Source organism: Amaricoccus sp. W119, assembly GCF_047275745.1.
GTDB lineage: Bacteria > Pseudomonadota > Alphaproteobacteria > Rhodobacterales > Rhodobacteraceae > Amaricoccus.
This window is the reverse complement of record NZ_JBKQWU010000009.1, coordinates 70,361-92,138: the sequence shown is the minus strand read 5'-3', so window position 1 is coordinate 92,138 and position 21,778 is coordinate 70,361. Positions and strand designations below refer to the sequence as shown.

Sequence of the window (21,778 nt, the reverse complement as noted above, 5' to 3'; positions counted from 1 at the left end):
GAGGGATCACCAGGGCCGGACATCGGCGAGAAGCCGGGCGACGATGTCACGCGCGCCCAACCCTTCCGAGGTCGCGCGCCAGCTCGGGATCAGCCGGTGCGCCAGCGTGTCGGGAGCGAGCGCCTCGACATCCTCCGGCAGCGCATGATCGCGGCCATGGATCAGCGCCCGCGCCCGCGACGAGGCGGCGAGCGCCAGCGTGCCCCGCGGCGAGACCGCGTGTTCCACCAGCCCTTCGATCGGCGTGCCCTCGGTCTCCCGCGTCGCGATCACCAGCCGCACGATGAAATCGCGGAGCGCCGGGGCGAGATGCACGGCGGCGGCGGCGGCGCGGGCCTCGGCAAGCTCGGCATGGGTGAGCCGCGACGCGGGCGGCGCCGGCTCCGCGCGCGCCTCGCTCTCGACCAGATCGAGGATCGCCCGCTCCCGCTCCGCGTCCGGGAGCGTCAGATCGACATGAAGCAGGAAGCGGTCGAGCTGCGCCTCGGGCAGCGGGAAAGTTCCCTCGTGCTCGATGGAATTCTGCGTCGCGACCACCATGAAGGGGTCGGGCAACGGCCGCGTGATCCCGCCCGCCGTCACCTGGTTCTCCGCCATCGCCTCCAGCAGCGCCGATTGCACCTTGGGCGGCGCGCGGTTGATCTCGTCCACCAGCACCAGCGAATGGAAGACCGGCCCGGCGACGAAATCGAAGGTCTCGCTCTGGCGCCGGAAGACCTGCGTGCCGGTGAGGTCCGAGGGCATCAGGTCGGGCGTGCACTGGATGCGCGCGAAGGAGCCGTCGAGCCCGCCGGCGAGCCGCTTCACCGCGCGGGTCTTGGCAAGGCCGGGCGGCCCCTCGATCAGCACATGCCCGCGCGCGAGGAGCGCCGTCATCAGCCGCTCGACAAGTTCCTCATGCCCGATCAGCGCCGCGCGCATCTCGCTTGCGAGGGCGGCGACGGGCTCTCCGGCCCCGGTCGGCAGCAGTCCATCCACGAGCAGACCTCCCCAATCGCCGCGCTGGTGGGACCGAGCTTGGCAGACGGGAGGCCCCCGCGCCAAGGGGCCGGGCCTCGTACTTTAGGCTCGGCCGCGCACGATCGCGTGCGGCGGCGTGACGCGCCGCGCTCAGCGGCGCTTCATCGCATCGAGAAGCGCGGCGCCGAAGGAGCCAGTCCCGGCGCCCTGATCGCGCCCGCCGCCCCCCTTCGGACCTCCGCCCTTCGGACCACCCTTGGGACCACGCGGGCCGCCCGGCCCCGGACGGTCGTCGCGCCCCCGATCCGGACGCCCCTGTCCCGGATCGCCCCGCGCGTCGCGGCCGCCGGGGCGCGCCCCGGCCTCGGCGTCCTTGCGCATCGAAAGCGAGATGCGCTTGCGCGGAATATCGACCTCGAGAACCCGCACCTTCACCACGTCGCCGGCCTTCACCACCTCATGCGGGTCCTTCACGAACCGGTCGGCGAGTTGGCTCACATGCACGAGCCCGTCCTGGTGCACGCCGATATCGACGAAGGCCCCGAAGGCCGCGACATTGGTCACCGTGCCTTCGAGCCGCATTCCGGGCCTGAGGTCGGAGATCTCCTCGACCCCCTCGGCGAAAGTCGCGGTGACGAAACCGGGGCGCGGGTCGCGGCCGGGCTTGGCGAGTTCGGCGAGCAGGTCGCGCACCGTCGGCAGGCCGAATTTGTCATCGACGAAATCCGCCGGATCGAGCGCGCGAAGCCGCGCCTCGTCACCCATCAGCGTCCGAAGGTCGCGTCCGCAGGCGGCGACGATCCGGCGCGCGACACCGTAAGCTTCGGGATGCACGGCGGAAGCGTCGAGCGGCTCCTCGCCGTCGCGTATCCTGAGGAAGCCGGCGCACTGCTCGAAGGCGCGGGGTCCGAGCCGGGGCACGGCCATCAGATCCTTGCGCTTGCCGAAGGCGCCATTGGCGTCGCGATGCGCCACGATCGCCTCGGCGAGCGCGGGGCCGAGCCCCGAGACATAGGCGAGCAACGGCGCCGAGGCGGTGTTGAGATCGACGCCGACCGCGTTCACCGCGTCCTCGACCACCGCGCCGAGCGAGCGGCCGAGCTTGTACTGATCGACATCGTGCTGGTACTGGCCGACGCCGATCGCCTTCGGCTCGATCTTCACAAGCTCGGCCAGCGGGTCCTGCAGCCGGCGCGCGATCGAGACCGCGCCGCGGAGCGAGACGTCGAGACCGGGGAGTTCCTTCGCCGCCAGTTCCGAGGCGGAATAGACCGAGGCGCCGGCCTCCGAGACGATCACCTTCACGGGCTTAGGCGCCGGCAGGTCGCCGAGAAGTTCCGCGACCAGCTTCTCCGTCTCTCGGCTCGCCGTGCCGTTGCCGATCGCGACAAGCTCGACGCCATGGGCGCGGATCAGCCGGGCGAGCGTCGCCTGCGCGCCGCGCAGGTCGTTTCTCGGCTGGAACGGATAGACCGTGTCGGTCGCGAGCACCTTGCCCGTCGCATCGAGGACCGCGACCTTGACCCCGGTCCGCACGCCCGGGTCAAGCCCCATCGTCGCCCGCGGACCCGCGGGCGCTGCGAGCAGCAGATCCTTCAGGTTACGGGCGAAGACGCGGATCGCCTCCTCCTGCGCCCGGTCGCGAAGGCTTCCCATCAGATCGAGCATCATCGTCACCGAGAGCCGCGTCCGCCAGGCCCAGCGCGCGACCTCGCCGAGCCAGAGATCGCCCGGCGCGCTCCCCGACTTCACGCCCAGCGCATTCGCGACCATCGTCTCGACGCGGGGCACACCCGCCTCCGCGTCGGGGCCGATGTCGAGCGTCAGCGCGCCCTCGTTCGCGCCCCGCATCATCGCGAGCGCCCGGTGGCTCGGGGCATTGGCCCAGGGCTCTGAATGCGCGAAATAGTCCGAGAACTTCGCCCCCTTCTCCTCCTGCCCGGCGACAACCTTCGCCGAAACCACCGCCTCGGCCTCCAGATACTGGCGCAGCCGCCCGAGCAGGCCCGCGTCCTCGCTCAGCCCTTCGGTCAGGATGTCGCGCGCACCGGCGAGCGCCTCCTTCACATCGGCGACCTCCGCGGTGACATAGGCTTCCGCGAGCACTTGGGGCGCGGTTCCGCGATCGGCGAGGATCGCCTCGGCGAGCGGCCCTAGCCCCTTCTCCCGCGCGATCATCGCCCGCGTCCGCCGCTTCGGCTTGTACGGCAGATAGAGGTCTTCGAGCACCGCCTTGGTCTCGGCCCCGGCGATCTTGCTCTCCAGTTCCGGCGTCAGCTTCCCCTGCTCACCGATCGAGGCGAGGATCGTCGCGCGCCGCGACTCGAGCTCGCGCAGATAGCCGAGCCGCTCGGCGAGGTTGCGAAGCTGCGTGTCGTCGAGCCCGCCGGTCGCCTCCTTGCGGTAGCGGGCGACGAAGGGCACCGTCGCGCCACCGTCGAGCAGCGCGACGGCGGCTGTGACCTGATCGGGGCGCGCACCGATCTCGGTTGCGATGCCGCGGGTGATCCGCGCCTCCGTGGCGGCGGGCGCGGGTGCCGGGGCCGCGCTCACGTGACCTCCCCGATCGGCGGCTCAGCGGAAATCGTCTTCATGGCTCTGGTCTCGCAGGTCGGAGGATTTGGGGGCGGAGGGGCCTTCTGTGACCGAGGCCACGCCCTCAAGTCAAGCGAGGCGAGCCCTCGCCATCCGTCCCGGAACGCTCCGTCTCCGCATGGTCCTCCCCGGCGAGGCGGTCGAGGATCGGGCAGTCCGGGTTCCTGTCGCCGTGGCAGCGGCGCACCAGATCCTCGAGCGTCGCGCGCATGGCGACGAGTTCCGCGATCTTCTGATCGATCCGCCCGATATGCTCCTCCGTCAGCGCCTTCACATCCGCGCTGGCGCGCTCGCCATCCTCGCGCAGCCCGAGCAGCGCGCGGCATTCCTCGATCGTGAAGCCGAGCGAGCGGGCGCGGCCGATGAAGCTCAGCCGTTCCATCTCGCCCGGTCCGAAGCGGCGATAGCCATTCGTCCCGCGCTTCGGGCGGACGAGGCCGATCTCCTCGTAATAGCGGATGGTCTTGGTCGGCAGGCCACTGCGTTCGGCCACTTCTCCGATGTTCATGAATCTTTCCCTTCGCGGCTTGACCTTCCAGTCACTGGAAGGAGCATATAAGGACGGCGAGAGCTGCTGAGGAGGGCAAAATGTCCGAAAACGTCATGACGATGGAAAAAACCCGTGATCCGGTCTGCGGCATGGATGTCGATCCGGCCGCGGGCAAGCCGCGCGTGGAGCATGACGGCCGGACCTTCCACTTCTGCCATCAGGGTTGCGCCGACAAGTTCACCGCCGATCCGGGCGCCTACCTGACGGCGACCGATCCGGTCTGCGGCATGAGTGTCGACCGCGCCACCGCGCGGCACATGATCCGGCACGAGAACGAGAAGGTCTATTTCTGCTCCAACGGCTGCCGGGGGAAGTTCGAGGCCGATCCTTCCCGCTACCTCGGACCGAAAGCGCCGCCCGAGCCGATGCCGGAGGGCACGATCTACACCTGCCCGATGGACCCCGAGATCGAGCAGGTCGGCCCCGGCACCTGCCCGATCTGCGGCATGGCGCTGGAACCCAAGGAGGTTCAGCCGGGCGAGGCGGGTCCGAACCCGGAGCTCATCGACTTCAAGCACCGGTTCGCCATCGGCGCGGGCCTGACGATCCCGCTCGTCGCGATCGCGATGGGGCCGATGATCGGGCTTGGCTCCGAGCACGGCGCCTGGCGCGGCTGGGCCGAACTCGCGCTCGCGACGCCGGTGGTGCTCTGGTCCGGCAAGCCGTTCCTGGAGCGTGGCTGGACCTCGTTCCGGACCTGGCGGCTCAACATGTTCAGCCTGATCGCGCTCGGCGTCACCGCCGCCTATCTCTTCAGCCTGGTCGCCGTGGTGGCGCCGGGGCTGTTCCCCGAGGGTTTCCGCGACCATACCGGCGGCGTCGGCCGCTACTTCGAGGCCGCGGCCGTCATCATCGTGCTGGTGCTGCTCGGCCAGATCCTCGAGCTCGGCGCGCGCGACCGCACCGGCTCGGCGATCCGCGAACTCATGGACCTCTCGCCGAAAACCGCGCGGCGCATCGGCGCCGACGGGCGCGAGGAGGATGTCTCGCTCGACCAGGTGAAGGCGGGCGACCGGCTCCGCGTGCGGCCGGGCGAGAAGATCCCCGTCGATGGCGAGGTGACCGAGGGCCGCTCGGCCATCGACGAGAGCATGCTGACGGGCGAGCCGGTCCCGGTCGAGAAGACCGCGGGCGACGCGGTCACCGGCGGCACGCTGAACGGCAAGGGCGGGCTCGTCATCGAGGCGCGGAAGGTCGGCGCGGATACGGTGCTGGCGCAGATCATCGCCATGGTCGCGAAATCGCAGCGCTCCCGCGCGCCGATCCAGGCCGTCGCCGATCAGGTCGCGCGCTGGTTCGTGCCCGCGGTGATCGCGGTCGCGGTGCTGGCCTTCATCGGCTGGGCGATCTTCGGGCCGTCGCCCGCCCTCGCCTACGCGCTCGTCGCGGCGATCTCGGTTCTCATCATCGCCTGCCCCTGCGCCCTCGGGCTCGCGACGCCGATGTCGGTCATGACGGCGATGGGCCGGGGCGCGAAGGCGGGCGTGTTGATCCGCGACGCGGCCGCGCTCGAAACCTTCGCCAAGGTCGATACGCTCGTCATCGACAAGACCGGCACGCTGACGGAAGGCAAGCCCCGGCTGACCGGCGTCTTCCCGGCGGAGGGCGTGAGCGAGGACGACCTGCTTGGCTGGACGGCGAGCCTCGAACGCGCCTCCGAGCATCCGCTCGGCGAGGCGATCGTCGCGGGCGCGGAGGAGCGTGGCGTGGCACTCCTCCCCGTCCAGGACTTCGACTCGGTGACCGGCGCGGGCGCGCTCGGCACGGTCGAGGGCCGGACGATCCGCGTGGGTAACGAGAAGCTGCTGGCCGAGGCCGGGATCTCGACCGACGCGAGCGCCGCTGCGGCGCGGAGCCGGCGTGACGAGGGCGAAACGGTCGTCTTCGTCGCGGCCGATGACCGGTTCCTCGGCGCGCTCGCGATCGCCGATCCGCTGAAGGCCAATGCGATCGAGTCGGTCAGGACCCTGCGCGGTCTCGGTCTCCGGGTCATAATGGCGACCGGCGACAACGAGCGCACGGCGGCGGCAGTCGCCCGGCGGGTCGGGGTGGACGAGACCCGCGCCGGGCTCACCCCGAAGGACAAGGCCGATCTCGTCGCCGAACTCCACGCCAGGGGCGCGCGGGTCGCGATGGCGGGTGACGGCGTGAACGACGCGCCCGCGCTCGCGGCGGCGGATGTCGGGATCGCGATGGGAACCGGCGCCGATATCGCGATCGAGAGCGCGGGGATCACGCTGGTGAAGGGCGACATGGCCGGGATCGCGCGCGCCCGCGGGCTCGCGGAGGCGACGATGCGCAACATCCGCCAGAACCTGTTCTTCGCCCTCGTCTATAACGGGATCGGCGTGCCGATCGCGGCCGGGCTGCTCTATCCCGTCACCGGGCATCTCCTGTCGCCGATGTTCGCGGCGGCGGCGATGAGCCTCTCCTCGGTCTCGGTGATCGTGAACGCGCTCCGGCTGCGCGCCGCGAAGCTTCCCGGCGAACGCAAGGCGGCGTAAGCCGGATCTTGGTCCGCCGTCCCCGGGGCGTCTCGCCCAGGTTCCGGCGAAGGGCGGGTTTCGGTCCGCCCTTCGCCGACGCGCTCTCACCGCACGGTCATCGGAATACCCGCCACGCAGAGCACCACCCGCTCCGCCCCCGCGGCGAGACGCTGGTTCAGTACCCCGGCCGCGTCGCGGAACCGCCGCGCCAACGCGTTGTCGGGCACGATGCCGAGCCCCACCTCGTTCGCGACCGCGACCCAGGGCCCGCGAGACATGGCGAGAATCTCCGCGAGGCGCGCGGTCTCCACTTCGAGTGAAGCATCGGCGAGAATGAGGTTCGAGAGCCAGAGCGTCAGGCAGTCGATCAGGACCGGCGCGCCATCCGGGATCGCGATGAGCGCGCCCGCGAGATCGCGCGGCGCCTCATGCGTGATCCAGCGCGCGTCGCGCCGGTCGCGATGCTCGGCGATCCGCGCCGCCATCTCGGCGTCGAGCGCCTCGGCGGTGGCGATATAGTGCCAGGGGGCCGGATGCGCGGCGATCAGCGCCTCGGCGTGGCGGCTCTTGCCGGACCGCGCGCCGCCCAGGACGAGCGTCAGGCTTCCCCGCGGTCGGCTCTCCGGCGTCCGGCTGCCCGGCGCCGGGCTGCCCGTCGTCGGGCTACCCGTCATTGGGGCCCGCCGCCATCAGGCGTTGAAGAGGAAATGCAGCACATCGCCGTCGGCGACCTGGTAGCCCTTGCCCTCGGCGCGCATCTTGCCCGCCTCCTTCGCGCCATGCTCGCCGCCGAGCGCCACGTAATCGTCGTAGGCGATGGTCTCCGCCCGGATGAAGCCGCGTTCGAAATCGCCATGGATCACACCCGCCGCCTGCGGCGCGGTCGCGCCCGCCGGGATCGTCCAGGCGCGGGCCTCCTTGGGACCGGCGGTGAAATAGGTCCTGAGGCCGAGCAGCGCGTAGCCCGCCTTGATGAGCCGGTCGAGCCCGGCCTCGTGCAGCCCGAGCGACTCGAGGAACTCTTCCCGCTCCGTATCGTCGAGCTGGGCGATCTCCTCCTCGATCGCGGCCGAGATCACGACCGAGGCCGCGCCCTGCTCCGCCGCCATCCTCGCGACCGCCTCCGAATGCGCGTTCCCCTCCGCCGCGTGCTCCTCGTCGACGTTGCAGACGTAGAGCACCGGCTTCGCGGTCAGAAGCTGCAGGAGCCGCCAGGTGCGCGCGTCCTCGGCGGAGACCTCGACCGCCCGCGCGGGCCTGCCATCCTCGAGCACCACTTTCGCCGCTTCAAGGAGCCGCGCCTGGTCGGCCGCCTCCTTGTCGCCGCCCTTCAGCTTGCGCTGCAGCCCCGCGAGCCGCTTCTCGACGCTTTCGAGATCGGCGAGCATGAGTTCCGTCTCGACCGTCTCGGCGTCCGCGACCGGATCGACCTTGCCCTCGACATGGGTGACATCGCCGCCGTCGAAACAGCGCAGCACATGGGCGATCGCGTCGCATTCGCGGATATTGGCGAGGAACTGGTTGCCGAGCCCCTCCCCCTTCGAGGCGCCCCGAACGAGACCCGCGATATCGACGAAGGTCATCCGCGTCGGGATCACTTGCTTCGATTTCGCGATCTCGGCCAGCCGCGTCAGCCGCTCGTCCGGCACGCTGACCTCGCCGACATTCGGCTCGATGGTGCAGAAGGGGAAGTTCGCCGCCTGCGCCGCGGCGGTCCGCGTCAGCGCGTTGAAGAGCGTGGACTTGCCGACGTTCGGCAATCCGACGATCCCTGTCCTGAAACCCATGGCGCGGCCTCCCTCCGGTTCGCGCGCATCTATGGCCCGCGGGGGGTGAGCGTCAAGGCGCGGCCAGGGCGCCGCCAGGGCTGGTCACGGCGGGGCCCATTGCGTTTCGCCGCCCCGCGCGGCATTGACAGGCGAAAGGCTGGGGAGGACGGCATGACACGGATCGAGGCGCGTTTCGCGAAACTGAAGGCCGAGGGACGCAAGGCCTTCGTGACCTTCGTGATGGCGGGCGATCCCGATGCCGAGACCTGCGAGGCGATCCTCGCCGGCCTGCCGGCGGCGGGCGTCGATGTGATCGAGCTTGGCATGCCCTTCACCGATCCGATGGCCGATGGGCCGGCGATCCAGCTCGCGGGGCAGCGCGCGCTCGCGGGCGGCCAGACGATGGAGCGCACGCTTGGCATGGTGCGGAAGTTCCGCGAGGGCGACACGGAGACGCCGATCGTGCTCATGGGCTACTACAACCCGATCTATTCCCGCGGTGTCGATAGCTTCCTTCGCGAAGCGGTCGAGGCGGGCGTGGACGGGCTCATCGTCGTGGACCTGCCTCCCGAGGAGGACGACGAGCTCTGCCTTCCCGCCCAGGCCGCCGGGATCAACTTCATCCGCCTCGCGACGCCGACGACGGACGACAAGCGGCTCCCGAAGGTGCTGAGCAACACCTCGGGCTTCGTCTATTACGTCTCGATCACCGGGATCACCGGCTCGGCCAGCGCCAACGCGGAGATGGTCGGCCCCGAGGTCGGCCGGATCAAGGCCGGGACGGAGCTTCCGGTCTGCGTCGGGTTCGGGATCAAGACCGCCGAGGCGGCGCGCGAGATCGCGGGCGTCGCCGACGGCGCGGTCGTCGGCTCCGCCATCGTGGACCGGATCGGCAAGGGCGAGAGCCCCGAGGCGGTGCTGGGCTTCGTGAAGGAACTGGCGGCCGGCACGCATTCCTGAGCCTCGCCGTGGGTGGAGGGCCGGCCTGCCTCCGGCAGGCCAATGACGGCCCGTTGGCCGGAGACTCTTTTTCTCCCCGCCTGTTGGCGGGGCCCCTTGTCCTGCCCGATAGGCTTCATGCCCATATGAAACGTGTCGGGAGCGCCCGGGATCGAGCGCGCACCCGGCAGGGGGAACAGCCGGCGGCCCATTCGCCCTTCCCTTCCCGCCCGGAATCGGCTATGCGCGCGGCTCGCGGCCTTACACCCTTGGAGGAAGGCCGTCACTGCCATTTGTAGGAGCTAGACATGGCTGAGACACCGGTTCTCGAAGCCGTGACGCGCGAAGGGGTCGGCAAGGGGGCCGCCCGCACCGCGCGTCGCGAGGGACTTGTTCCCGGAGTGATCTACGGCGGCGGCAAGGACCCGCAGCCGATCAACGTGAAGTTCAACGAGCTTCTGAAGTCGCTGAAGCAGGGCAAGTTCCTGTCGACGCTGCTGAACGTCAAGGTCGACGGCAAGGACAACAAGGTCATCTGCCGCGCCGTGCAGCGCGACGTGGTGAAGGATCTGCCGACGCATGTCGATTTCCTGCGCCTCTCCGACCGCAGCCGGATCAACCTCTACATCCCGGTCGAGTTCATCAACCGCGAGAAATGCCCGGGCATCAAGCGCGGCGGCGTGCTCACGATCGTGCGCAACGAGGTCGAGCTCATGGTGACCGCGGGCAAGATCCCGGAGCAGCTGGTCGTCGATCTCGAAGGGCTGCAGATCAACGCGCATATCCACATCTCGGACGTGAAGCTCCCGGCCGGGACGCGGCCGACGATCACCGACCGCGATTTCGTCATCGCCAACATCCAGGCGCCTTCGGGCCTGCGCTCAGCCGAGGCCGAGGCGGATGGCGAGGAAGAAGGCGCGGAAGAGGCCTGATCACCGGGCTCGGGAGACGCGCGAGAGATGGCGGTTTCCCGCGCCGATCGAGAGAAGCAGCGACGCGCCGCGGAGATTTCGCGGCGCGTTCGTGTTTGGGCCGGAGGGGCGATGAAACTGATCGTGGGGCTCGGCAATCCGGGCGCGCAATACGCGCGCAACCGGCACAACATCGGCTTTCTCGCGGTCGAGGCGATCGCGGAGGCGCGGGGTTTCGGCCCCTGGCGGTCGAAGTTTCAGGGTCTCGTCGCCGAGGGCAGGCTCGGGGACGAGAAGGCGCTGCTGCTGAAGCCCGGGACCTTCATGAACCTCTCGGGCGACAGCGTCCGGGCGGCGATGACCTTCTACAAGCTGACGCCGGCCGATGTGATCGTGCTCCATGACGAGCTCGACCTCGCGCCGGGCAAGCTGCGGTTCAAGACCGGCGGCGGCCACGCGGGGCACAACGGGCTGCGCTCGATCGACGCGCATCTCGGGCCGGCGTTCCAGCGGCTCCGGATGGGGATCGGGCATCCGGGCGACAAGCGGCTGGTCAGCAATTACGTGCTCGGCGATTTCGCCAAGGCTGACGAGGCCTGGCTCGATCCGCTGCTGGCCGCGGTGGCGGCGGAGGCGCCGTCGCTGGTCTCGGACGGGGCGCGGTTCCTGAACGCCGTGGCGGCGCGGATCGCACCGCCGAAGCCGCGGGCAGAACCTCGGGAGGCCGCGGCGCCCGCACTGGCGAAGCCCGCGGAGGAGCCGGGGAGCGAGGCCGAAGGGCCGATGGACGCGCTCCGCCGCCTCGCCGAGCGCTTCCGGTAGCGTCGAATCGAAAAGGGCGCCTCGCGGCGCCCCCGAACGCTTCTCAGCCGGATTTGTCAGCCGTCCTTGCGGAAGTACTTCTTCTCGCGCGGCTTGCCGTCCCAGCCGGGCTTGCCGCGCGGCCTGTCATCGCGGTCGCGGCCGCCGAACGGACGGCCACCGCCCTCCTTGTCGCCGCGGAAGGGCTTGCCATGCCCCGGGCGCGGGCCGGACGGACGCTCGTCCTCGCGAAATTCCCATTTCTTCAGCAGCCGGGGGTCGAAGCTGTCGCGACCGATCTTGCCTTCGTGGCACCAGACGCAGGCGACCTTGTCGCCCTCGACCGCTTCGACCGCCATGCGCATCGACCCGGCCGTGAGGACCACCAGGTCCCCGATCTCGTAGTTTTCCATACCGTAACGTGCTCTCTCTCGCGCAGGGCGCCCCACCGGCGCCGCGCAGGGCGCACTCCCTATCGCGGCGCGCGGCGCGGCGCAAGGGGAAACGGGGGCCATGGGCCTCCGTTTCGCGCCTCCCTGACCGGGAAAGCCTCAGATCGCGGTGCCGAGCGCGTCCGCGACGGTGAAGATGTCCTTGTCGCCCCGGCCGCACATGTTCATCACGATGAGATGGTCGCCGGGCAGGCCGGGCGCGATCTTGGCCACATGCGCGAGCGCGTGCGCGGGTTCGAGCGCGGGAATGATCCCTTCCGTCACGCAGGAGAGCTGGAAGGCCTCCAGCGCCTCCTTGTCGGTCACGCTCACGTATTCGACGCGGCCGATGTCATGCAGCCAGGCGTGCTCGGGACCGATCCCGGGATAGTCGAGCCCCGCCGAGATCGAATGTCCCTCGATGATCTGGCCGTCCTCGTCCTGCAGCAGATAGGTCCGATTGCCGTGCAGCACGCCCGGACGCCCGCCGGTCAGCGAGGCCGCGTGCTCCATCCGTTCGTCGACGCCATGGCCGCCGGCCTCGACACCGATGATCCGCACGCCCTCGTCGTCGAGGAACGGATGGAACAGCCCCATGGCATTCGAGCCGCCGCCGATGCAGGCGACGAGCGTGTCGGGCAGCCGGCCCTCGCGCTCCTGGATCTGCTCGCGGGCCTCCTTGCCGATGATCGCCTGGAAATCACGCACCATCGCCGGATAGGGATGCGGACCCGCCACCGTGCCGATGCAGTAGAACGTATCGCGGACATTGGTCACCCAGTCGCGCAGCGCCTCGTTCATCGCATCCTTGAGCGTGCCGCGGCCGGAGGTCACCGGCACCACCTCGGCTCCGAGCAGGCGCATGCGGAAGACGTTCGGCTTCTGCCGCTCGACATCGGTCGCGCCCATGAAGACGATGCACTTCAGCCCGAACCGCGCGCAGACCGTGGCGGTCGCCACGCCATGCTGCCCCGCGCCGGTCTCGGCGATGATCCGGGTCTTGCCCATGCGGCGCGCGAGCAGGATCTGGCCCAGCACGTTGTTGATCTTGTGCGCGCCGGTGTGATTGAGCTCGTCGCGCTTGAGATAGATCTTCGCGCCCCCGAGACGCTCCGTCAGCCGTTCGGCGAAATAGAGCGGCGAGGGGCGGCCGACGTAGTGCTTCCAGAGGTCGTCCATCTCGGCCCAGAAATCGGCGTCGGTCTTCGCCCTCTCGTATTCCGCCTCCAGATCGAGGATCAGCGGCATCAGCGTCTCGGAGACGAAACGGCCGCCGAAATCACCGAAACGGCCGCGCTCGTCCGGGCCAGCGCGGAAGGAATTGGACCGGGGGGCGTCTTGCATGGGGATCGGGCTCCGCTCGAAGGGTGCGGGTTTTCCTAAACGGCGACGCCGGAACCGTCCAGAGCCGATCCACGCGGCCCCCTACCGCCGGCGGCGAGCGCGGCGGCGGTGAAGGCGGCGATGAGGCGCGGGTCCTTGTATCCCGGCGCGACCTCGACGCCCGAGGAGACATCGACCTGCGTCGCGCCCGTCGTCAGGATCGCCTCGGCGACGTTCGAGGCCGTGAGCCCGCCCGCCAGCATCCAGGGCACGCCCCAGCGCTTGCCGGACAGCAACCGCCAGTCGAAGCTGAGCCCGTTGCCTCCGGGAAGCGCCGCGCCGCGCGGTGGTCTGGCGTCGATGAGGATCTGGTCCGCGACGCGGCTGTATTCGGGCAGGACGGCGAGATCCTGCTCCTCGGCGACACCGATCGCCTTCATCACCGGTAGGCCATAGCGCTCGCGGATATCAGCGACCCGATCCGGCGGCTCGGCGCCATGAAGCTGGAGCATGTCGAGCGGGATCGCCTCGACGATGCGGTCGAGCTCCTCATCGGCGGCGTTCACCGTCAGCGCGACGCGGAGGAAGCCGTCCGGCATCGCCTGGGCGATCCAGCGCGCATCGCCTAGCGGCAAATGCCGGGGGGAGCGCGGGAAGAACACCAACCCGCCGTAACTGGCCCCAGCCGCCACCGCCGCCTTCACCTCGGCGCGTGACCGGAGCCCGCAGATCTTGACGCGCACGGGAACCGCTCAGTTGCTGACGAGGGCCAGCACTTCGTCCTCCGGCTTGCCCGTGGACTGGCGCAGCTGACGCATCTCGCGTTCGAGACGCGCGGCCTCGCGGGCCTTCTCCGAGGCACGGCGGCGGTGCTTGTGCTCCCGCAGCCATTCGAGGAGGTAGCCGATGATCATGCCGACCAGGATCGAAACCAGGCTGACCAGGAAGAGCGGCACCTGAATCGAGACCGGCATCAGCGAGGCCAGGCCCTCGGGCAGCAGGTTCAGCGTGACGATCTCGCGGTTCGCCAGCGAGAGGACGACGATGACCACGAGGATCAGCGCGAGGAGGATGATCTTCACCGTGCGCATGGGAACTCCCGAAGTTGCGGAGGTCTATCTATTCCTGATTGAGCCGATCGCGCAACAGCTTGCCGGTCTTGAAGAAAGGAACGTGCTTCTCCTCGACATCGACCGCGTCGCCGGTGCGCGGATTGCGGCCCTGACGCGCATCGCGCTTCTTGACCGAGAAGGCGCCGAAACCGCGCAGTTCGACGCGGTTTCCGTTGGCCATAGCCTCGATGATCTCGTCGAAGATCGTGCTGACGATCCGCTCGACATCGCGCTGAAAAAGGTGCGGATTCTCCTCTGCGATCTTCTGGATCAGCTCTGACTTTATCATGACCCCATCCCATTCGCCGGCGGCCCGAGCCATGCCGAGGAAAAATGCGTGGCACCGAATTCCCCCATCGCTGGCATAGTGGCAGGAATCAGCGGATGAGGGAATAGAGCTTCACACCGGTTCGAGCCGATATTTCCTCAAGAATCCCGCCGCTTGCGCCCGCGAGGCCCAGCCAGCGGCTCACGAGCGGCTCGTCGCGGACCACTTCCACCGGCTCGACGGGAAGATCGCCCAGCCCCGTCTCGCGCGATTCGAGCCATGCGAGCGCCTCGGGCTCTCCACCCAGTTCATCTACGAGCCCGTTCTCGAGCGCGACGCGGCCGGTGAAGACGCCGCCGGTCGCCACGGCGTCGAGCGCGTTGCCCGCGAGCCCGCGCCGCTCGCCGACAAGGCTGCGGAACCACTGGAAACTTTCCTCGACCATCGCCGCCTCGGCCGCGCGCGCCGCGGGATTGCCTTCGCGGAAGGGCGAGGGCTCGGCCTTCAGTTCGGAGGAGCGTACCGTCTCGTAGCCGATGCCGACCCGCGACATCAGGTCGGTGAAGGTCGGGTATTCCATGATCACGCCGATCGAACCCGTGAGCGTATTCCCCCGGGCCACGATGTGATCCGCCGACATCGCCGCGACATAGCCGCCGGAGGCGGCGAGCTCGGTCATCACGGCGACCACCGGTTTCGTCTCGGCGATCTCCCGGACCGAGGCGTAAAGCGCCTCCGACCCCGCGGTGGTGCCGCCGGGCGAGTTGATCCGCAGGATGAGCGCCCGCGTCGCGTCATCCTCGGCGATTTCCTTCAGGGTCTCGTCGCGCTCGGCGTCGTCGAGGATCATCCCGGTCACGTCGAAGCGCGCGATCCGCTCGCCCGGCAGATCGACCGAACCCAGGGCCAGGACCCCGAGGATGAGCGCCAGCATCGCCGCGACGAGAAACCCGCGCCAGAACGCGGAACGGCGCCATTTACGGCGCCGTTCCTCGTAGAAATCCCGGGTGATCGGGTCCATTCCGTCAGGCATTGTCCCTGCGCTTCAGGGCCGCGCCGAGGATATCGCCGAGCGAGGCGCCCGAGTCGGACGACCCGTACTGCTCCACGGCTTCCTTCTCCTCGGCGATCTCGCGCGCCTTGATCGACAGGCCGAGCCGGCGGCTGCCCTTGTCGATGTTGGTGATGCGCGCATCGACCTTGTCGCCCTTGGTGAAACGCTCGGGCCGCTGCTCGGAACGGTCGCGGCTGAGGTCGGAGCGGCGGATGAAGGACTTCATCCCGTCGTATTCGACCTCGATGCCGCCGTCCTCGATCGCGGTGACGTTCACGGTGACGACATCGCCCCGCTTGACGCCCGAGGTCGCCTCGACGAAGGGATCGCCGCCGAGCGCCTTGATCGAGAGCGAGATCCGCTCCTTGTCGATGTCGACGTCGGTCACTACCGCGCGGACGACATCGCCCTTGTGGTAGTCCTGGATCGCATCCTCGCCCGACCGGTTCCAGTCGAGATCCGAGAGATGGACCATACCGTCGATATCGCCGTCGAGACCGATGAACAGACCGAATTCGGTGATGTTCTTGATCTCGCCTTCGACCTCGGTGCCGTTCGGATGGGTCGCGGCGAAGTTCTCCCACGGGTTGCCCTGGGTCTGCTTGAGACCGAGCGAGACGCGGCGCTTCTGGGTGTCGATCTCGAGCACGAGAACCTCGACCTCCTGGGAGGTGGAGACGATCTTGCCCGGATGGACGTTCTTCTTCGTCCAGGACATCTCGGAGACGTGCACGAGACCCTCGACCCCCGGCTCCAGCTCCACGAAGGCGCCGTAGTCGGTGATGTTGGTGACGCGGCCGAGATGGCGCGAGCCGATCGGGAACTTGTCCTCGACCGTATCCCACGGATCGGCGAGCAGCTGCTTCATGCCGAGGCTGATGCGCTGCGTCTCCTTGTTGATCTTGATGACCTGGACCTTGACGGTCTCGCCGATCGACAGGATCTCCGAGGGGTGGTTCACGCGGCGCCAGGCCATGTCGGTGACGTGCAGCAGGCCGTCCACACCGCCGAGATCGACGAAGGCGCCGTATTCGGTGATGTTCTTGACCACGCCGTCGACGACCTCGCCCTCACGCAGCCGCGCGACGATCTCGGCGCGCTGCTCGGCGCGGGATTCCTCGAGAACCGCGCGGCGGGAGACGACGATGTTGCCGCGCCGGCGATCCATCTTCAGGATCTGGAACGGCTGGTTCATGTGCATGAGCGGACCCGCGTCGCGGACGGGGCGCACATCGACCTGGGAGCCGGGCAGGAAGGCCACGGCGCCGCCGAGATCGACGGTGAAGCCACCCTTCACGCGGCCGAAGATCTGGCCCTCGACCCGCTCTTCCTTGGCGGCGGCCTTCTCGAGACGGTCCCAGGCCTCTTCGCGGCGGGCCTTCTCGCGGCTGAGCACGGCCTCGCCCCGGGCGTTCTCGACGCGGTCGAGATATACCTCGACGGTGTCGCCCACGGTGAGCTCGGGCGCCTTGCCGGGCGGGGTGAATTCCTTGAGATCGACCCGGCCTTCCATCTTGTAGCCGATGTCGATGATGGCCTGTCCCGCTTCGATCGCGAGGACGGTGCCCTTGACGACGCTACCCTCGTCGGGGGTTTCCAGCTCAAAGCTTTCGTTGAGCAGGGCTTCGAAATCTTCCATTGTCGCAGTCGACGACATCAAGTTCTCCGTTTGAGAGTTACTGGCCGGGCGGTTGAGTCCACCGGTCTTTCGAAAAGTTGATGGGCGCTCAAAGACCAAAAACGGGCGTGGGTCAACCCCTACCCGCGAAAATGCGATCCCTGACGTAGCCGATCGCCTCGGCCACGCCTTCCGATATAGTCTTATCGGAGGTGTCGAGCAAGAAGGCGTCGGCCGCGGCGCGCAGCGGAGCCACGTCGCGCCCCGCGTCGCGGGCATCGCGCGCGCGCAGGTCGGCGAGGACGGAGTCGACCGTGCCGGTGCCAAGTTCGGCATGTCGCCGCGCGGCCCGCACCTCGTCCGAGGCGGTGACGAAGAGTTTCGCCTCCGCTTCCGGGCAGATCACCGTGCCGATGTCGCGGCCGTCGAGCACCGCGCCCCCATCGCGCCGCGCGAAGCGCTTCTGGAAATCGAGCAGCGCCGTCCTCACGTCTGGCAGCGCCGCGACCTTCGACGCCGCGAGCCCCGCCCGGCCGCTCCGGAGATCGGGGCTTTCGAGATCCGCCGGATCGAGCTGGCGCGCGATCTCCGCCGCCCAGACGGGATCGATCACGCCGTTCCCGTCATGCAGCGCCCGCGTGCCGACCGCGCGGTAGAGCAGCCCGGTATCGAGATGGGCGAAGCCGAGCTCCCGCGCCACCGCGCGGCCGATCGTGCCCTTCCCCGCCGCCGCCGGCCCGTCGATCGCAACCGTGAAGATCAATTCCGTCCTCCCGGGCGCTGGGGCAGAGCATCAGCGATGTCGCAATAATCGCCCTTGTCCGCCACGAAGATGTGTTCGCGAAGCCGGAGCCCGGCCTCGCCGTCGATCGTCTCCGCGCCAATTCGATCCCATAGAAGCTGCGAGGCGCGGGTGGGACAGAAGCCGCGCCGGATCTCGCCGGGGGTCGATTCGTACCAGGCGACCGCGCCCTCGACCGTCAGATCCACCGGGCGCGCGGGGGCAGCGGCGAGGGGATGCCCGCTCGCCCGGCGGCACAGGTGGGTGCAATGGCAGGCGGCCAGATCGGCGAGCAGGCCATCGACCCGATACCGGACCGCGCCGCAAAGGCATCCTCCGATCGCCATCAGCCGATCTCCGCGCCGAGCCCGCGCATCAGCGGCACGAAATTCGGGAAGCTCGTCGCGATGGGGCCGGCGTCGTCCACCGTGACCGGCGCCCTGGTCGCGAGGCCGAGGCAGAGGAAGGCCATTGCGATCCGGTGGTCGAGCCGGCTTTCCACCGTGGCACCACCCGGCACGCCATCGGCGCCCATGCCGTGCACGATCAGGAAATCCGGCCCCTCCTCGATCCTGACGCCGCAGGCTTCCAGCCCGCGCGCCATCGCATCGAGCCGGTCGCTCTCCTTCACGCGGAGTTCCTTGACACCGCGCATCACCGTCCTGCCCTCCGCGGTCGCGGCGAGCGCCGCCAGGATCGGATATTCGTCAATCATCGAGGCGGCGCGTTCCGGCGGCACCTCCACGCCCTTCAGCACCCCGTAGCGCACCCTGAGATCGGCGGCGGGCTCGCCCCCCTCGTCGCGGCGGTTCTCGAAGGCGATGTCGGCGCCCATCTCGACCATGGTATCGTAGAAGCCCGCGCGCGTCGGGTTGAGACCGATGCCGGGCACCAGAACCTCCGAGCCTTCCGCGAGCAGCGCGGCGGCGACCGGGAAGGCCGCGCTCGACGGATCGCGCGGAACGGCGATGGCCTGGGGGCGCAGTTCCGGCTGGCCGCGCAGGGTGATGACGCGCCCCTCCTCGGTGATCTCGGTCGTCACCTCGGCGCCGAAGCCGGTCAGCATTCGCTCGGTATGATCCCGCGTCGCCTCGCGCTCGATCAGCGTGGTGATGCCCGGCGCGTTCAGCCCGGCGAACAGCACCGCGGATTTGACCTGCGCCGAGGGAACCGGGCTCCTGTAGGTGACGGGGAGCGGGTTCGCCGCGCCGGTCAGCGCCAGCGGCAGCCGCCCGCCGCGCCGGCCCGTCGCGGTGGCGCCGAAAAGCGCGAGCGGCTCCGTCACCCGGCCCATCGGCCGCGAGCGGAGCGAGGCGTCGCCGGTGAAGACCGCGGTCAGGTCCGAGGTCGCGACCGCGCCCATGATGAGCCGGACACCGGTGCCGGAATTGCCGCAGTCGATCACGTCCTCCGGCTCGCGGAACCCGCCGACACCGACGCCCGCGACGCGCCACTCGCCCTCGCCCAGCCGCTCCACCGTCGCGCCGAAGGCCGCCATCGCGCGGCCGGTATCGAGCACGTCCTCGCCTTCGAGGAGTCCCGTGATTCGCGTCTCGCCGACGCTGAGCGCGCCGAGGATCAGCGCGCGGTGGGAGATCGACTTGTCGCCCGGGATCTCCGCCGTGCCGGTGAGCGGACCGGATTTCGTTGATCGCATCGGAGCGGGCACGCCATGACCGGCCATCGCGGATTGTCCTCCAGCCTTCGGAACCGGAGCCCCGTTTACGCGATGCCGCGCGCCCCTGTCCATCGGGGAGGGATCATCCACAACGGCCCAAGTAGCCCGACGACGCGGAGTTTGGCTGGGCGCGCCTTATGTTCGGGCGCCGCCGCCCGCGCGCCCGCCGGAACCCGCGTGGTTCAAGCCTTGCCGATCAAGCCTTTCCCGTCCCGGTCCCGCTCGACCCGGCCGTGTTCGCCTCGGCCTTGGCGCGCGCCTCGGTGGCGGCGGCGACGGCCTTGCTGGCCTCCTCCTGCACCTGCCCGGCATAGGCGACCATGTTCGCCGCGTAGGCCTCGGCCCAGTCGGCGACATCCTCCTGATGCATGTTCTGCGCCGCCTGGCGCATCTCCTCACCCTTCGCCTTGATCTTGGCGACCTCCGCGTCCCATTCGGTCTTGGCCTTGTCCCACTGCGCCTTCACCTGTTCGTTCGCGTCGTTGAAATATCCCTTGATCTGCTCGTCCAGCGCCTTCTGGCGCTCCTCGGCCGACTGACGCCACTTCCTGGCGCTCTCCATCATCTCGTCGCCGCGGTTGCTGAGGTCCTCCTGCCATTCCGCGACGCGCTTCTCGAATTCCTGAGCGTTGCGCGCCAGGCTGGAAAACAGATCCGAGATCTTCATGGTCGATGCTCCTTGGCTGTGAACGCGGCGCCGCGCCGCTGCTCGACGAGATCCAAACCGAAAGCCCCCCGGCCGGGTTCCGGGCGGGGCCGCGATTGGCTAAACGATCCACGCTTCCCCTTCCCATGACATTCGCGCCCTCCGCCCGGACATTGGCGTCGACATCGTCGGCCCGATCGGCACAATCCCCGGGACGGCGGCGGTGCGAGGGAGACGGCCATGACATTTCCTCTTTTCGATCTGACAGGACGGCGCGCCCTTGTCACCGGGTCGAGCCAGGGCATCGGCTTCGCCCTCGCCGAAGGGCTCGCCGCGCATGGCGCGCGGGTTATCCTGAACGGGCGGGACCCCGAACGGCTCGCGCTCGCGGCGGAGACCATCGCCGCCGGGGGCCGCGTGGCGGAGGTCTCCGCCTTCGACGTGACCGACCCCGCCGCGATCGCGGAGGCCGTGGCGGCGATGGAGGCGCGGGACCCGATCGACATCCTCGTCAACAACGCCGGCATCCAGTTCCGCGCACCGCTGGAAGACTTCCCGCTCGACCGCTGGCGCGCGCTGCTCGAGACCAATGTCTCGAGCCTCTTCTATGTCGGCCAGACGGTGGCGCGCGGCATGATCGGGCGCGGACGCGGGAAGATCATCAACATCGCCTCGGTCCAGAGCGAACTCGCCCGGCCGGGGATCGCCCCCTATACGGCCGCCAAGGGCGCGGTGCGAAACCTGACGCGCGGCATGGCGACGGACTGGGCACGGCATGGCCTCCAGGTCAATGCGATCGCGCCCGGCTACTTCAGGACGCCGCTCAACCAGGCGCTGGTCGAGAACGCCGAGTTCAGCGCCTGGCTCGCCACCCGGACTCCTGCGGGCCGCTGGGGCGAGGTGGACGAACTGATCGGCGCCGCCGTGTTCCTCGCCGCCGAGGCGTCATCCTTCGTCAACGGCCATACGCTCTACGTCGACGGAGGCATCACGACCAGCCTCTGAGCGGAGCGCGGTCGCGCAGGGCCGCGGCGGCGCACAGGACACATCCTGATCGGAGTGATACCCGTCGATCAGGCGCGGCGCGTGAAGGTAAGGTAGCCGGGTTCCCGGCCTTCCCGGATCGCCTTCGCCTCGTAGCGGGTGCGGAACCAGTCCTGCCAGGGTTGCGAGGCATCGCGCCCGGCGGTGACGAAGAGTTCCGGGACGGCGCCGATCGACGCGCGGGTGTGCGCCACGTAGTCGGGAATGTCGGTCGCCACGCGAAGCTCGGCATCCGGTTTCATCACCCGTGCGAGAAGCGTCAGGTTCTCGACGCTGGTGAAGCGGCGCCGCGCGTGGCGCGCCTTCGGCCAGGGGTCGGGATAGAGCAGGAAGACCCTGGCGAGACAGGCATCGGGCAGAGCGTCGAGCAAATCCCGCGCGTCGCCCGCGTGCAGGCGGACGTTGCCCTTGGGCGCGGCGCCGGGACCAAGGGGCCGATCGGCGGCGCGCTTGATGCCGGCCGGCTCGATCCCCGCTTCCTCGATCTGGTTCAGCGCCATCGCGACGCCGTTCACGAAGGCTTCGCAGCCGATCAGGCCGACGCCGGGGTTTTCCAGCGCCTGATGCACGAGATGCTCGCCACCGCCGAAGCCGATCTCGAGCCAGACGGGCCGCGCCCCCCCGAAGAGCGTTTCGAGATCGATCGGCGCCGGGTCGAGCGGGACGGCGATCCGCGGCAGAAGCTCGGCCAGATGCCGCCGCTGGTTGGGGCGCAGCGCCTTGCCATGCCGCCGCCCGTGAAAGTCGCGGCGCGGTCGGGCCGCGCCGGGAGGAATTTCATCCATCTGGTCGGATTCCCCGCGAAATGGCGC

The 21,778-nt window shown here is 69.5% G+C and carries 22 protein-coding genes; 5 read left to right on the top strand and 17 right to left on the bottom strand.

Going from position 1 to position 21,778, the window contains the following annotated elements:
• Positions 1–6: 6 nt before the first annotated feature.
• The 3 genes from ACLJK8_RS07645 to cueR form a co-directional block, all read right to left on the bottom strand.
• Entirely contained in the window at positions 7–921 is a 915-nt protein-coding gene (locus ACLJK8_RS07645) for an AAA family ATPase (protein WP_413149563.1), read from the bottom strand.
• Positions 922–1,110: 189 nt separating this feature from the next.
• Complete coding sequence (locus tag ACLJK8_RS07640; RefSeq protein WP_413149526.1) at positions 1,111–3,513, bottom strand: Tex family protein; 2,403 nt, start codon at positions 3,511–3,513, stop codon at positions 1,111–1,113.
• 106 nt (positions 3,514–3,619) lie between these two features.
• Positions 3,620–4,063 carry a Cu(I)-responsive transcriptional regulator gene (cueR, locus tag ACLJK8_RS07635; protein WP_413149525.1) on the bottom strand — a complete coding sequence of 148 codons (444 nt, stop codon included), beginning with the start codon at positions 4,061–4,063 and terminating at the stop codon, positions 3,620–3,622.
• A gap of 80 nt (positions 4,064–4,143) precedes the next feature.
• Here cueR and ACLJK8_RS07630 point away from each other — a divergent pair, with 80 nt between their 5' ends.
• Positions 4,144–6,609 carry a heavy metal translocating P-type ATPase gene (locus ACLJK8_RS07630; protein ID WP_413149524.1) on the top strand — a complete coding sequence of 822 codons (2,466 nt, stop codon included), beginning with the start codon at positions 4,144–4,146 and terminating at the stop codon, positions 6,607–6,609.
• An 86-nt stretch (positions 6,610–6,695) separates the two neighbouring features.
• Here ACLJK8_RS07630 and cobU read toward each other — a convergent pair whose 3' ends face one another.
• Both cobU and ychF read right to left on the bottom strand, forming a co-directional pair.
• Positions 6,696–7,265: a bifunctional adenosylcobinamide kinase/adenosylcobinamide-phosphate guanylyltransferase gene (gene cobU, locus ACLJK8_RS07625; RefSeq protein WP_413149523.1), complete on the bottom strand. Its 570-nt coding sequence runs from the start codon at positions 7,263–7,265 to the stop codon at positions 6,696–6,698.
• Positions 7,266–7,280: 15 nt separating this feature from the next.
• A complete protein-coding gene (ychF, locus tag ACLJK8_RS07620) occupies positions 7,281–8,378 on the bottom strand; it encodes a redox-regulated ATPase YchF (RefSeq protein WP_413149522.1) in 1,098 nt (365 codons plus the stop codon).
• A gap of 153 nt (positions 8,379–8,531) precedes the next feature.
• On the opposite strand from ychF, the gene trpA reads away from it, so the two are divergent.
• The 3 genes from trpA (at position 8,532) to pth (ending at position 11,032) form a co-directional block, all read left to right on the top strand.
• Entirely contained in the window at positions 8,532–9,320 is a 789-nt protein-coding gene (gene trpA / locus ACLJK8_RS07615) for a tryptophan synthase subunit alpha (protein WP_413149521.1), read from the top strand.
• 287 nt (positions 9,321–9,607) lie between these two features.
• Complete coding sequence (locus ACLJK8_RS07610; protein WP_413149520.1) at positions 9,608–10,231, top strand: 50S ribosomal protein L25/general stress protein Ctc; 624 nt, start codon at positions 9,608–9,610, stop codon at positions 10,229–10,231.
• Between the two features lie 111 nt (positions 10,232–10,342).
• On the top strand, positions 10,343–11,032 hold the full coding sequence (pth, locus tag ACLJK8_RS07605) for an aminoacyl-tRNA hydrolase (protein WP_413149518.1): 690 nt from the start codon (positions 10,343–10,345) through the stop codon (positions 11,030–11,032).
• Between the two features lie 56 nt (positions 11,033–11,088).
• Here pth and ACLJK8_RS07600 read toward each other — a convergent pair whose 3' ends face one another.
• The 11 genes from ACLJK8_RS07600 to ACLJK8_RS07550 form a co-directional block, all read right to left on the bottom strand.
• Positions 11,089–11,424 carry a hypothetical protein gene (locus tag ACLJK8_RS07600; RefSeq protein ID WP_413149517.1) on the bottom strand — a complete coding sequence of 112 codons (336 nt, stop codon included), beginning with the start codon at positions 11,422–11,424 and terminating at the stop codon, positions 11,089–11,091.
• A gap of 138 nt (positions 11,425–11,562) precedes the next feature.
• Positions 11,563–12,786, bottom strand: a complete 1,224-nt coding sequence (gene trpB, locus ACLJK8_RS07595; RefSeq protein WP_413149516.1) for a tryptophan synthase subunit beta — start codon at positions 12,784–12,786, stop codon at positions 11,563–11,565.
• 35 nt (positions 12,787–12,821) lie between these two features.
• On the bottom strand, positions 12,822–13,508 hold the full coding sequence (locus ACLJK8_RS07590) for a phosphoribosylanthranilate isomerase (protein WP_413149515.1): 687 nt from the start codon (positions 13,506–13,508) through the stop codon (positions 12,822–12,824).
• A 9-nt stretch (positions 13,509–13,517) separates the two neighbouring features.
• A complete protein-coding gene (locus tag ACLJK8_RS07585; protein WP_413149514.1) occupies positions 13,518–13,856 on the bottom strand; it encodes a LapA family protein in 339 nt (112 codons plus the stop codon).
• A gap of 28 nt (positions 13,857–13,884) precedes the next feature.
• The gene (gene ihfB, locus ACLJK8_RS07580; RefSeq protein WP_413149561.1) at positions 13,885–14,166 is read right to left on the bottom strand and encodes an integration host factor subunit beta; all 282 of its coding nucleotides are present in this window, start codon (positions 14,164–14,166) and stop codon (positions 13,885–13,887) included.
• 88 nt (positions 14,167–14,254) lie between these two features.
• Positions 14,255–15,178, bottom strand: a complete 924-nt coding sequence (gene sppA / locus ACLJK8_RS07575) for a signal peptide peptidase SppA (protein WP_413149513.1) — start codon at positions 15,176–15,178, stop codon at positions 14,255–14,257.
• Complete coding sequence (rpsA, locus tag ACLJK8_RS07570) at positions 15,171–16,937, bottom strand: 30S ribosomal protein S1 (RefSeq protein WP_413149512.1); 1,767 nt, start codon at positions 16,935–16,937, stop codon at positions 15,171–15,173. Before rpsA ends, sppA begins: the two co-directional genes overlap by 8 nt.
• Before the next feature lie 13 nt (positions 16,938–16,950).
• Complete coding sequence (gene cmk / locus ACLJK8_RS07565) at positions 16,951–17,580, bottom strand: (d)CMP kinase (protein WP_413149511.1); 630 nt, start codon at positions 17,578–17,580, stop codon at positions 16,951–16,953.
• Entirely contained in the window at positions 17,577–17,945 is a 369-nt protein-coding gene (locus ACLJK8_RS07560; protein WP_413149510.1) for a GFA family protein, read from the bottom strand. The genes cmk and ACLJK8_RS07560 overlap by 4 nt, the downstream gene beginning before the upstream one ends.
• Positions 17,945–19,282, bottom strand: a complete 1,338-nt coding sequence (gene aroA / locus ACLJK8_RS07555) for a 3-phosphoshikimate 1-carboxyvinyltransferase (RefSeq protein ID WP_413149509.1) — start codon at positions 19,280–19,282, stop codon at positions 17,945–17,947. The genes ACLJK8_RS07560 and aroA overlap by 1 nt, the downstream gene beginning before the upstream one ends.
• A 190-nt stretch (positions 19,283–19,472) precedes the next feature.
• Positions 19,473–19,943 carry a hypothetical protein gene (locus ACLJK8_RS07550; RefSeq protein WP_413149508.1) on the bottom strand — a complete coding sequence of 157 codons (471 nt, stop codon included), beginning with the start codon at positions 19,941–19,943 and terminating at the stop codon, positions 19,473–19,475.
• Between the two features lie 219 nt (positions 19,944–20,162).
• Here ACLJK8_RS07550 and ACLJK8_RS07545 point away from each other — a divergent pair, with 219 nt between their 5' ends.
• Positions 20,163–20,927 (top strand): SDR family oxidoreductase, encoded by a 765-nt coding sequence (locus ACLJK8_RS07545; protein ID WP_413149506.1) that lies wholly within the window; start codon positions 20,163–20,165, stop codon positions 20,925–20,927.
• Positions 20,928–20,995: 68 nt separating this feature from the next.
• Here the strand turns inward: ACLJK8_RS07545 and trmB are convergent, their stop codons facing one another.
• A complete protein-coding gene (gene trmB / locus ACLJK8_RS07540; protein ID WP_413149505.1) occupies positions 20,996–21,751 on the bottom strand; it encodes a tRNA (guanine(46)-N(7))-methyltransferase TrmB in 756 nt (251 codons plus the stop codon).
• Positions 21,752–21,778 lie beyond the last annotated feature (27 nt).